At 47.4% G+C, this 12,125-nt stretch carries 12 protein-coding genes; 6 read left to right on the top strand and 6 right to left on the bottom strand.

Annotated elements, in window-relative coordinates:
• The first annotated feature begins 133 nt into the window (after nucleotides 1–133).
• Entirely contained in the window at nucleotides 134–532 is a 399-nt protein-coding gene (locus tag S7335_RS11190) for a hypothetical protein (RefSeq protein ID WP_006457101.1), read from the top strand.
• A gap of 82 nt (nucleotides 533–614) precedes the next feature.
• On the opposite strand, the gene S7335_RS11185 is transcribed toward S7335_RS11190, so the two are convergent.
• The 4 genes from S7335_RS11185 to petB all read right to left on the bottom strand — a co-directional run bounded on the left by S7335_RS11185 (nucleotide 615) and on the right by petB (nucleotide 3,845).
• Entirely contained in the window at nucleotides 615–1,055 is a 441-nt protein-coding gene (locus tag S7335_RS11185; protein ID WP_006455486.1) for a hypothetical protein, read from the bottom strand.
• 479 nt (nucleotides 1,056–1,534) lie between these two features.
• Nucleotides 1,535–1,996, bottom strand: coding sequence for an anti-sigma regulatory factor (locus S7335_RS11180; RefSeq protein ID WP_006456932.1), 462 nt, complete (start codon nucleotides 1,994–1,996; stop codon nucleotides 1,535–1,537).
• A gap of 486 nt (nucleotides 1,997–2,482) precedes the next feature.
• On the bottom strand, nucleotides 2,483–2,965 hold the full coding sequence (petD, locus tag S7335_RS11175) for a cytochrome b6-f complex subunit IV (protein ID WP_006454563.1): 483 nt from the start codon (nucleotides 2,963–2,965) through the stop codon (nucleotides 2,483–2,485).
• Between the two features lie 211 nt (nucleotides 2,966–3,176).
• Nucleotides 3,177–3,845, bottom strand: a complete 669-nt coding sequence (petB, locus tag S7335_RS11170) for a cytochrome b6 (protein ID WP_006456814.1) — start codon at nucleotides 3,843–3,845, stop codon at nucleotides 3,177–3,179.
• Between the two features lie 398 nt (nucleotides 3,846–4,243).
• Between petB and ctpA the strand changes: the two genes are divergently transcribed.
• Together ctpA and S7335_RS11160 are read left to right on the top strand one after the other, a co-directional pair.
• Nucleotides 4,244–5,503 (top strand): carboxyl-terminal processing protease CtpA, encoded by a 1,260-nt coding sequence (gene ctpA / locus S7335_RS11165; protein WP_006454673.1) that lies wholly within the window; start codon nucleotides 4,244–4,246, stop codon nucleotides 5,501–5,503.
• A 78-nt stretch (nucleotides 5,504–5,581) separates the two neighbouring features.
• The gene (locus tag S7335_RS11160; RefSeq protein WP_006453820.1) at nucleotides 5,582–6,880 is read left to right on the top strand and encodes an HD domain-containing protein; all 1,299 of its coding nucleotides are present in this window, start codon (nucleotides 5,582–5,584) and stop codon (nucleotides 6,878–6,880) included.
• Here the strand turns inward: S7335_RS11160 and S7335_RS11155 are convergent.
• Nucleotides 6,877–7,599 carry a hypothetical protein gene (locus tag S7335_RS11155; protein WP_006456306.1) on the bottom strand — a complete coding sequence of 241 codons (723 nt, stop codon included), beginning with the start codon at nucleotides 7,597–7,599 and terminating at the stop codon, nucleotides 6,877–6,879. The genes S7335_RS11160 and S7335_RS11155 overlap by 4 nt on opposite strands.
• A gap of 190 nt (nucleotides 7,600–7,789) precedes the next feature.
• On the opposite strand from S7335_RS11155, the gene S7335_RS11150 reads away from it, so the two are divergent.
• Nucleotides 7,790–9,319: a site-2 protease family protein gene (locus S7335_RS11150; protein ID WP_006453830.1), complete on the top strand. Its 1,530-nt coding sequence runs from the start codon at nucleotides 7,790–7,792 to the stop codon at nucleotides 9,317–9,319.
• An 89-nt stretch (nucleotides 9,320–9,408) separates the two neighbouring features.
• Here the strand turns inward: S7335_RS11150 and thrC are convergent, their stop codons facing one another.
• Nucleotides 9,409–10,545, bottom strand: coding sequence for a threonine synthase (gene thrC, locus S7335_RS11145; RefSeq protein ID WP_006456089.1), 1,137 nt, complete (start codon nucleotides 10,543–10,545; stop codon nucleotides 9,409–9,411).
• Nucleotides 10,546–11,194: 649 nt separating this feature from the next.
• Here thrC and S7335_RS11140 point away from each other — a divergent pair.
• Both S7335_RS11140 and S7335_RS11135 read left to right on the top strand, forming a co-directional pair.
• Nucleotides 11,195–11,419 (top strand): hypothetical protein, encoded by a 225-nt coding sequence (locus S7335_RS11140; RefSeq protein ID WP_157620183.1) that lies wholly within the window; start codon nucleotides 11,195–11,197, stop codon nucleotides 11,417–11,419.
• Nucleotides 11,420–11,578: 159 nt separating this feature from the next.
• Nucleotides 11,579–12,061 (top strand): hypothetical protein, encoded by a 483-nt coding sequence (locus S7335_RS11135; protein WP_006455122.1) that lies wholly within the window; start codon nucleotides 11,579–11,581, stop codon nucleotides 12,059–12,061.
• Nucleotides 12,062–12,125: the final 64 nt, after the last annotated feature.

Here is a 12,125-nt window from a genome sequence, read left to right as displayed (position 1 = left end):
CTATAGTGTTTGCTGTAGAGAACCTTCCTAATTTTGATTGTGTTTACGCTCTAATGATCAGCTGTGTTTACTCTTAATTAGCTGTGTCCACGCTTTGATATCTAAGCATGCCAGAATTTGCCATGGAGTTCCTATGCGTCTTTCCCTTTTCCTAGCTTTAGTTGCAACGCTATCACTGGGCTCTATATCTAAAGCCCAAACAGTTTCACGTACTCCTTTATCTAGTCCCATAGAGCTGTCAGGGCAAACAGGCGGCCCAGAGCAATCCGCGTGCGGCAATATCGATCCTCGTGCTAGTCAAACTATCCAAGTAACTGAAGACTTTGCGTCACTCAGCTTTCAAGTAGAGAGTGAAGGTGACTATACCCTGCTAATCACCGGACCTGATGGCTTTCGCGAATGTGTGTTTGCTCATAACTACGATGACGGTAGCATTCATGCCCCTGGACTGTTGACCCAAGGTGAGTATCAAGTATTTGTAGGCGATCGCCGAGGCGAAAGACATCCCTACACACTTTCTATTACGCAGTAGTCATCGGATAGTCATCTAGCTTAATAGTCGCGCCCTTCAATCGCCTTGAACCCCTTCAGAAATTCCTTGTCTAAGAAGTCAATTACTCGGAGCCTGGTAACCGCTGCACCTCTACATCGATCGTAGTAGGTGCAGCGGTTTCTGTATCTACGGCTGCTGACGCAGGTTGAATATCTACCGCTTGCACATCGATAACACCGTCTGCGGTAGCTCGTTCGAACCCATCAGCCGTTGCGGTTACCTCTGTTGCACAATTCGGACAGACAGTTTTAGATTGTTTTATACAGACCAAAGACTGTTCGCAAACAGGGCAGTTACCAGTAATTAGATTTCGCTTCAGCCAGAACTGCGCCGCTATGGAGAGTAAAACCGGCGCCAAAATCAAGAATAGGACCACGGCAAAAATAGATTTCAAAATACCCGTGATGCCGATAGCACCGATCACCCAGATAGCAATAAAAGCAAACAGCCAGCATCCGAGCCCTGGGAAACGGGTTTGAAGTTGGTTAAATTGTTGGTTCACTGTGGCCCTCTCTTACGACTAACTTAGCCGACTAACTCAGTAGATCCATAAAGCGAATAGTTCTTGGCGAATTCTCCTTTAGGTTCTTTGTCTATCCTAGTTCCTATCAATCAGCTCATCAGAGCTTGTAACAAGAGCCTTATCACTAAGGCATGATGAGGGTTTGCGATCGCAAACCACAGTCTACCCGTTTTGCTGAACCTTGCCTATCAGCGCTCAGCACAGTTTGGGTTATCGAAGCTCTAAACACACCACGAGAATATATAGCTTTCGCCACTTAGCTCTACACATTTTCTAGAGTTGAAACTCTTGATGTATGAAGAGCTAAGTGGTCAGCAATAACCATAGGCTTTGCTTTCTTGCAGAGTATGCATCCGGCCATTGCTATAAACGGTCGCAGCAATCACACTCTAGGAGTTTACTGATATTAAATGGAGCTTCGACCTAGGACACCTTTTGGGGTAGCGAAGTGAAGTCGCTCATGAAGCGCAGGTCTTAACGATACGGAGACAATTACGCCATTGGTTGTCCGTTGAGAGCGATGGAGAGGTAGGCTGATTGGCTATCGAAGAGTAAGTTACCTGGTCAGCTAAGCGACGTAGTAAAAACCAACCATATCCTCCTTCTCGTAAAACGCCAGGTTTCGGCTCGCTGATACTGTCTGGGTCGAAGGGTTGCCCTTGGTCGAAGATGAAAATCTCGATTTTATCAGCTTGCAATACGAGTTCAATATTGATAGGCGTAGTACCAGGTAAGTCTGCGTGAGCGTGACGAACTGCGTTAGTGAAACCTTCTGCTAGTGCCAAATTCAGCTTGTCATACTGTTCGTTTATCCAAGGAGCTTCTATAGAAAAACTAGAAACAACAGAGCGAAACCACTGCTGTACTACCGTAAGTTCTTCCAAATAGCTATCTACAGTGAGACGGGCTTTCTCCGACATCTTTGAATCAGCTTCTGCCCTACGGCCAAAACATAAAAATCTTTCCAAGGAATCATCGTATAAGTCATTGCTTAGAATCTATCATCTCCTATCAGAATCTTACGAGAGTTTACATTATAAACCTCGACTCATTTCTAAAAATAGCGATCCCAAAGCGGGTTAGGCGATCGCTCCGAAGGGAGCCTAGGCAAAAGGAAAGTTATCCAACCTCTATCAATTGCCAGCATCATTTAGAACTAGCCACTTACCAGTACCTTGAACAGATAGCAGACGCTATATGAGCAATCACACAGCCGTAGCGTTACTCGATACAGCGAGAATATAGCCTTTGATAGCGTTGCAGCTTTGTAGAAGCGTTATGTCTATAGCGATATCAACAACAAAGTCGCCTAGACCCTTACAGAGGATCTAAGCGACTTGTGCTCTCTATTCTTAGAGAAAACACATGCCTTTTTCAAGTAAGCATGCGAACAAAAACAGTAGAGACTAGAAAAGGCCCAACGTCAAAGAAGTATCGATTGGAAAAGTTGCACCAATCCCTAGCCAAAGCGTTACGACTGTACCAAATAGGAATACAGCAGTTGCTACGGGACGACGAAATGGGTTTTGAAACTTGTTGACATTCTCAATGAAAGGAACAAGGATCAATCCCAAAGGAATCGCGGTCATTGCAGCAATTCCCAAAAGCTTGTTGGGTAGAACCCGCAACATCTGAAAAGTGGGATAGAGATACCACTCAGGCAAAATCTCTAGAGGCGTAGCAAATGGGTTAGCAGGCTCGCCTACAAGCGCAGGGTCAAGAACAGCCAAAGCTACACAGCAGGCGATGGTTCCCATGATCACAATCGGAAACACATAAAGAAGATCATTTGGCCAAGCTGGCTCACCATAGTAATTGTGACCCATGCCCTTTTTGAGCTTCTCTCTCAGCATCGGATCGCTAAGATCCGGCTTTTTAAGAATTGACATTGCTTACTTTCCTAAAATAATAACGCTTGCAGCTATGCACTATGCTATCTCGATTTGCCTTTTCATTCCATAGCCGTAGGACATATCCCTAAGGCTATAGCGCTCCGGATAATACCGATGACTGCAGCAGAGTACACAGCAAAAAGGTATAGAACTAGAACCGTCAGTCTAATTAGTCTAAAGCGGATAGCTTAGACCATGAGTAATTCGTTTACAAAGGACCAGAGATGCCTTGCTTACGAATCATGATGAAGTGGAGCAGCATAAAGACGGCAATGAACCAAGGTAGTACAAAAGTGTGGAGGCTGTAGAAACGAGTTAAGGTCGCTTGACCGACACTTTCGCCACCCCGCATCAGTTCGACGATAGTCCCGCCTACAACAGGAATCGCACTAGGCACACCGGATACAATCTTTACTGCCCAGTAGCCAACTTGGTCCCAGGGAAGAGAGTAGCCAGTTACCCCAAAGGAAACTGTAATTACAGCGAGGATCACCCCGGTTACCCAGGTCAATTCGCGAGGCTTCTTAAATCCGCCTGTGAGGTAAACACGAAAAACATGGAGAATCATGACCAGCACCATCATGCTGGCAGACCAGCGATGGACAGAACGAATTAGCCAACCAAAGTTGACATCTGTCATCAGGTACTGAACTGAGGCAAAAGCGTCAGTCACAGTGGGCCTGTAATAGAAGGTCATTGCAAATCCAGTTGCGAACTGGATGATGAAGCAAACGAGCGTGATGCCCCCGAGACAATAGAAAATGTTCACATGTGGTGGAACATACTTGCTAGATATATCATCGGCGAGCGCCTGAATCTCTAGTCGCTCATCGAACCACTTATAGGGCTTGGAATCGGTGACTTGCTTAGTAAACATGAAGCAAAAAAGGGTGTGTCTTAGGGTTGTGTACCAATACTAAAAAATGTAACACAGTAGAAGGCTTGAGGGGGTTGCCTTGTAGGCAAGTTCTGGGGACTCTACCAAATCTGTGTGACCTTGCATAAGGCTGAATTTTCTCATCCTTATGCCCGATACGGCGCCGTTTAGTGTTTATGGCCATATTGAACTACAGAAGCAGACGAAACTTAAAGAAAAAGCTTTATGATTGATAAGTGTTACATAACTTCATGTTTCAGCCAGTCAAATCGACTGTATGTGCTGATATTGAGCACTCACTAGAATTAAGCGCCTATTAGGCTGCTGCGTACAAAAGGGATACTGGTTGAAGCTGTATCTTGTTTATAAGAGCTTTATCGAAGGCGATATGGGAACGGATGGGAAGGCGAATTTTTCGAGTAGGGTTAGCGATCGCACTGACAGTTTTGATCTGGCTAGGGGCTGTAGATGGTGGCATTGCTGGACTCAACAGAATGCCAGTAGCGTCTGCCTTTACCAACCAACAGCAGCTGGTGATGGAGGTCTGGCGAATCGTTAATCGCAGCTATCTAGACGAGACATTTAATCATCAGAACTGGTGGTTTATGCGCCAGAAGGTATTGCGTAAGTCGCTGCCCACTTGGAAGGAAACTTATACTGCGATTGCTGAAATGTTGGCAGTGCTAGATGATCCCTATACTCGGTTTTTGCCTCCTCAGCAGTACCAAAGCTTGCAAACGAACACCAATGGAGAGCTATTAGGGGTAGGACTGCAGATTGCTAAAGATGACGAAGCGAGCCCACTGCGAGTCATTGCCCCAATTGAAGGCTCGCCAGCAGAATCAGCAGGCCTGCAACCTTTGGACACGATATTAGCCATCAACGGAACGTCGACGCAGTCGCTGAGTTTAGACGAGGCAGCCGCTCGGATGCGAGGCGCGATTGGAACTAAGGTGACACTAACGGTAGGCCGCGACCAATCAGAGCCCTTTGATGTGAATGTGCAACGCGATCGCATCACGCTAAATCCTGTTTCCTTTGAGCTTCGCGCTGAGCCTGGTTTGCCGAAAGTAGGCTATCTACGCCTAGGACAGTTCAATGGCAATGCTGTTGAGGAACTAAGAGAGTCACTACAAACGTTAGAGAAACAGGGCGCAGACGCTTATGTTTTAGATCTACGGAACAATCCCGGTGGTCTGTTGCAAGCGGGTATTGAGATTGCTCGGATGTGGATAGATCAAGGGACAGTCGTATACACCGTAAATCGACAGGGCTCACTCGGTAGCTACGATGCCAACGGTAGGGCCATCACCGCTGATCCTCTAGTGGTGCTAGTCAATAAGGGAACGGCTAGCGCCAGTGAGATTCTTGCAGGTGCGCTGCAAGATAACGGCCGGGCACAGCTAGTGGGGGAGACTACGTTTGGAAAGGGCCTGATCCAGTCTTTGTTTGATTTGCCTCATGGGGCAGGCCTAGCTGTTACGATCGCTAAATACGAAACGCCAAGCCATAGAGATATCAATAAGCTCGGAATCAACCCTGATCAATTAGTGACGAGTTCGGTAGAGCGTCGGCAGCAGTTTGGCTCAAAGGAAGATGCTCAATATGAAGCAGCCGTCGCGCTGCTAGCTCAATCATTTGCAATGGCTCAGAAGTAGCCTCTTGGCAGTAAAGGCCCTATAACTAGACTTGGCTCTATACAAACGGCTCTATTTAATAGGCTATGTGTTGAAGAAATGTCTAGAAGCATCCGCACCTACCACGATCCCTTGCATGGTGCGATTACCTTGGATGGGACTGATGAAGTTGAGGCGCTGCTAAAAGCGCTGATTGACACGCCAGAATTTCAGCGATTGCGAAGAATCAGACAATTAGGCCCAGCCAGTCTAACTTTTCACGGTGCGGAGATGTCCCGCTTCACGCATTCTCTAGGTGCGCTGGCCATCGCTAGACGAGCCTTTGATCGACTAGCTGCTCTGTATGAAGAGCTCAGGCCGCATCGTGCCACGGTTCTGTGTGCTGCATTACTACACGATATTGGTCATGGGCCCTTTAGTCATACTGCCGAGGAGATCTTCGGCTCTCATCACGAGCAGTGGACAATGGCCATCGTCGAACACTCTTTAGCTGTCCGGCCGCTTCTAGATACCTTTCATCCCAGCCTTTGGCAGGCCATCACACAGGTCTATACCCATACCCATCCCATTCCGTGTGTGTGGCAGCTAGTCTCTAGTCAACTAGATTGCGATCGCATTGACTATCTGATGAGAGACAGCTACTTCACAGGAGCTGCCTACGGTCAACTCGATCTAGATCGAATTGTGCTTGCACTAGACTACGAACCAGTTAGTCAGCAGCTTGTCGTACAGAAAAAAGGGCTTGCAGCCATTGAGCATTACTTGGTTGTGCGCTCTTTCATGTATGCCCAGATCTACAACCACTCGAAGAATCTCTCTGCCACTTGGATTTTGGAGCAAGCATTTGCCCGGGCCCGCGAGCTACTGATCAGAGGCGAACTGACTGCAGACCAAACGGTAACTGCATGGTTAGGAAGCACAGCTGATCAGCTATCGCTAGAAGATTACCTAGCTGGAGACGACATTGTCTTTACTTACCACTTACAGCGTTGGCAGCAGCAGCGTGATCCAGCCCTTTGCGATCTTTGTCAGCGTTTTCTAGACCGCCGGCTGCTCAAGGTGGTAGACGTCACTTATGCCACACCGGCAGAGCGTGAAAGTTTGCTAGAGAGCGTGCAGCAGCAGCTTTTGTTAGAAGGGGTAGAAGCGCATCGATACAGTGGTTTAAAGCACACTTGGAGCAAGGGATATAGCGTTTATCAGCGAGGCATAAAAATTCAAACCTCAAGGGGGCTTAAAGATATCAAGCAGCTTTCTGCTCTAGTCCAAACGCTCTCGGAACCCGCGCAACGCACCTGGCTGATTCATCCCAAAGAGATTCAAGTAGGGGTTTGTCCTCTGCCAGATGACCAACCAGTGAATAGTAATCTTTACATAGCTAACGCTTCCGATGGCTAGATTGCCGGTTTAGTAGCTGCTAGCGATTGCCAGTCGATGCCTTCTAACTGTTGATAAGCCTGCTTAATCGCCTTCTCTCCCCGAAGATAGCCAGTGCTAGCACCTGGGCAGATATAGCTTAGACTTTCCTCGGTAAAATCGCTCAAGAGCTGCTGAGCATAGCGCAACTGGCGGGGCCAGTGAAAGGTCTTAGATAATCTCAATGGGACAGGTGCGCCATCTCGATTGGGTAAAAGATGTCTACCTGTGAACAAGATACCGCCATAGTTACCGTGATAGAGGCTAGCAGAGCCCGGGGAATGGCCAGGATTCCAAATGACTTTACTCGTCGATGAGAGTATGCGATCGCGATGGAATACTTCTGTCTTAATACCAGGGAGCAAATAAGCTTCCTGCTCTTGAATGAGTACTTGAGCATTGAATTCATTCTGAAATTCTTTGACTCGTGCCATCCCACCCCGATGCGTGATAAAAAGCGTTTGAATGCCACCTTTAGAATGAATAAAGTCACGATGGAAGTCTGTCAGGGCCGGACAATCAACTAGAATGTTGGCGCTTTGAATAGCGGGTGTTGGCTTCAGTGAGTGCTCTATGTTCTCTAAAATCAGGTAGGCTGTTCCTCCCAACGTTTCGCGATTAGGTGCAAATGCGAAGACAGTATCGAAGACAGTTTGCGGCGGCTTATCTTTTGTTGAATGGATGGAAATAGACTGCCCCATTACTGTGAAACCTCACGGAGTATAACGAAACTACGAATTTAGGACGCTGAATTACAATAGGAATACAGTCTGACTGCTTTAGCTCATTGTTGCTTGTTGTTGCTTGGGTTGCTGCTTGGAAAGATACCGCTCTTTATCCAAGCACATTTACAAGCCTATTGATGCCATCATATTCACGCCAACTCTATCTATGCCTCTTGTTCTACTTACGCTGCTTCTAGGTCTGATGACTTATTGGGTCATTAACAACCGGCTGTCAAAGGACAAAACGTCTGTTCCGCTATGGCTGTTATGGCTAGTGATGATGGCTCCTGTCATAGTGTTTACGGTATGGATGAATGTGGGTGATGGCAATCCCCCTCCTGCTATTTTGCTATATGGACTAATGGCCGCCTCGACACTGTTCCTATATACGACGTTGGTTGTATCAAGTGTGCAGGCTAAACAGCGGGTGATCGATGCGGCGCGACAGTCAACGGTAGGCTCGAAAGATACACAGCCAGTAAAAAAAGAGCCTACCAACCCACTGAGTCGCGATGAAGAAACGTTACTACAGCGATGCTTTCCCTGGTCAACTTATTATCTACAGAATATTGAGTACCGGCCTCAGGCCATGATCTGTAAAGGCAAGCTCAAAACGTCATCGCAAGAAGCCTATCAAACGGTACAAAAGAACGTTGAAAGTAGCTTTGGCGATCGCTTCCTAGTGCTTTTGCAAGAGGGCTTAAACGGAACGCCTTTCTTCGCGCTAGTGCCCAACCCGCAGGCTAAGAATTCCGTGCAGGCTTTTCCGGCTTCAGCTACGCCTGCTCAGATTGACCGATTTAAAAAGTACAATCAGAGAAAGGTTACCCGGCCCGTCTTAGCAGCAGTCCTAGCTTTGGCTACGTTGCTGACAACTACCCTAGTCGGTAGCATGCTAGTTGGTAATATTGAAGATCCTGCTGCGTTCCAAGCCGATCTAGGATTGTTACTACCCGGCTTGGCCTATAGCCTCTCACTAATGTTTATTCTAGGTGTCCACGAGACGGGACACTACGTAGCAACGCGCTACCATCGGCTTAAAGCGACGTTGCCCTACTTCATTCCTATTCCTTTCTTCCTAGGAACGTTGGGCGCGTTTATTCAAATGCGATCGCCTATCCCCAACCGCCGTGCCCTTTTTGATGTTGGCATTGCCGGTCCGCTCAGTGGGCTAGTAGTTAGTCTGCCAATCCTGGCATGGGGGCTGGCCAATTCTAGTATTGTGCCCTTGAGTGATGTTTCGCAGCTACTAAGCTTTGAATCGCTTGACCCTAGTCGATCTATTGCTTTGCTGGTGATGAGCAAGCTGGCGCTTGGTCAAGCTTTGCAAGCAGATAGCGCTATTAATCTACATCCACTGGCGATTTCTGGCTGTTTGGGATTGATTGTAACGGCGCTGAACTTGATGCCTGTCGGTCAACTAGACGGTGGTCATATTGTTCATGCAATGTATGGGCAGCGCACAGCGATTATAGTCAGTCACGTAGCTAGGGCATTAATGTTGGTATTAGCCTATGCCTATCAAGAATTTTTGCTATGGGCACTCTTTTTGCTGTTCGTGCCTGCTGCTCAACCCGCTTTGAACGATGTTAGTGAACTCAATGGTCCACGCGATTTTCTAGGTTTAGTTTCCTTGGCAGTACTTGTCGTTATTATCCTGCCTGCACCGGCTTCGCTGCAAGCACTGCTACTGTGAGGAACTGATCGTATTGGCGCTAATAAGACACTGATTAGACACTGATAAGACTAGGTGCTAGCAAGTGGTTGAGTCGTTCTAGAATCGTTTTAAAATCCCATCAACTTTGCCAAGCTATCTGCATCTGGAGGAAGTCCTGTCTTGAACTGATTGCCGCTGCGTTCAATTGCCGATTCAGGATCTTTCAATCCGTTGCCCGTCAGAACACAGACAATCCTAGCTCCTTTGGGTACTTGATCTTTGACCTTCAGTAGTCCAGCTACAGATGCTGCGCTCGCTGGCTCACAAAAAATTCCTTCTTCTGAGGCTAATAGGCCATAGGCCATAGCAATTTCATCATCAGTAACAGTGTTGAAAGCACCACCGCTCTCATCCCTGGCTGCGATCGCCTTATCCCAGCTAGCTGGATTGCCAATACGAATCGCTGTTGCAAAAGTGTCTGGTGATTCAATGGGATATCCCAGAATTAAAGGCGCCGCTCCTGCAGCCTGAAAGCCCATCATCTGTGGAAGCCGTCTACATAGGCCTGCTGACTTAAACTCCTTGAATCCTTTCCAGTAAGCAGTGATATTACCCGCATTACCCACTGGAATGCACAGCCAGTCGGGTGCATCGCCTAAGACCTCTACTAGTTCAAAGGCCCCAGTCTTTTGCCCCTCGATCCGATAGGGGTTGACAGAATTTACTAAGGTAATTGGGTAGCGATCAGCAACGGCTCTGACCGAGGTGAGCGCTTGGTCAAAGTTGCCCTTGATTGCCAGAACCTCAGCGCCATATAGAAGTGCCTGTGCAAGTTTACCCATAGCCACATAGCCGTCTGGAATGACGACATAGGCACGGAGGCCGCCTCTCCTTGCATAGGCGGCAGCAGCAGCAGAAGTATTGCCGGTGCTGGCACAGATAACAGCTTCAGCACCGGCTTCTTTAGCCTTGCTAATTGCCATAGTCATGCCCCTGTCTTTAAAGCTGCCAGTAGGGTTAAGACCGTCGTACTTAATGAAGACTTGTACTGAGTTGCCGATGCGAGCAGCAATAGAGGGTGCCGGAATTAGCGGTGTGTTGCCTTCGTGGAGCGTAACAACAGGTGTAGCGTCGCTAACGGGGAGATACTGGCGATAGGCTTCTATAAGACCTGGCCAGCCTTTGTGTAGGACAGTTGACTGCTTAGCTAGTTGACTGTCAGTAGCTACAGTCGATGAGCTAGAAGAGGTGAAGCTAAGGGTCACAATACTTTCCAACGAGCAATACTATCTATGAGCCTAATTTATACAGACAACAATTCTGTATTTAGTCTATGTAAGGCTGTTCAAGTTTACCTTGAGGAAGCGGTAGAGGCATAGCAAAACAGGCCATAGGCTGACTTTTCTATGAAAACTAGTCTTCTATGGACGAATAGAAATAGACAATGGTGGAGGAACCGAGGACGGTTGCCTCAATGCGTTTGCCCTAATACTTAGCTAAACGACCGGCTATCAAATTAACACCTGTTCGCTCAACACTTCGATCTATCGCTCGCTAGCATGAGGTCACTTAAGTCGAATGACCACTAGTCGAATGACCACTAAGTAACACCAAAATCTGAGGTTGATAAGTATAAATCACTAGTTAGCGGTAAACTATTGCTGTAAAGCTTTGTTAATCCAGTCAGCTTTGTTAATCCAGTCGGTACTGTGCAGAGTGGCATAGGGTTGACTCACGCCGATGAATGCGACTAGGTCCAGTTCTAACCAAGTCGATATCTCAGCGGTCTTTCTACCTAATTATTAAGCTTTCGTGACAGCATACAAAATGTATGGTGTATTTAGTGGTCAGAGAAAAGTGAACGTTTAATGTGTTGTGAGTATGTACATGAGTGAGACTATATCTTTGCCCCAGATGTCCCAGAAGCCGTCTACGGCTTATTCGACGGTTGGTGATGAGCGCGAGGAAGGCAAGCGACCAGCTCCAGCTAATGATAGCGACCAAATCTGCTGGGTCCAGATGAAGCATCCCTACCACCCCGATCACCAAGTTGAATTATTGCATTTGCAGGCAGAGGCAGACGCACTCATGATTAAGCTACAAGCTGCTACTAAAAAAGACGTTCAAGGTGAGACTTAGCGACTCGGCAGCTACGGTTGTTAATACGTGTTTTTTTGCCTGTTAAGAATTCGCTGTCAAAGGGCTAGTCCGGTTTTTGTCAGATTATCTTTGTAAAGGAATACCATGATGAGGTGTGAATGGAGCCTCACGGGTCTGAGTTTAAGTGAAGATCAACGAATGACAAAAAACAGCACCTTTACCTCTTTGAGCTACAGTTCAACCTACCGCTGTCCAGCTTGTGCTAGTGGTGAACTAAGTGCGATCGCGCTGATGGACGTTTTTGCTTGTGATTTCTGTCGGCACATGTTCACAGCTAATCTCGAAACGCAATCCGTTCAGTTAGCCGATACGGTCCGTTCTAGAATCTGGCATTGGAACGGCTGGCGTTGGCGCACATCGCAACAGCGCGATACGGCAGCTGTGCTGGTATGGGCTTTTTCAGCCGGGTTGACGATTGTTCCAGTCTCACTAATAGCCTTATCGAACTACATCTTCCCACCCCTGGAAGCCTCAAGCTTTCCGCTGATATGGATAGAGCTGACCTTGGTTGCTCATGCCGCTATGGCCGCCTGGCTATTGGCTGAATATCACCATTGGCCTTTATACATCTCTAGTCGAATTCGACTAAAGCATCTTCGAGAGCGCTGGTTTCCTAGCTAGAAGCAAGTACAGACAAAGGCGAGTACAAAGTAGAAGACTAGATAGTCTGCTTGACAGCCGCTGC

Source organism: Synechococcus sp. PCC 7335, from assembly GCF_000155595.1.
Lineage (GTDB): Bacteria > Cyanobacteriota > Cyanobacteriia > Phormidesmidales > Phormidesmidaceae > Phormidesmis.
This window is presented reverse-complemented; position numbering and strand designations above follow the sequence as displayed.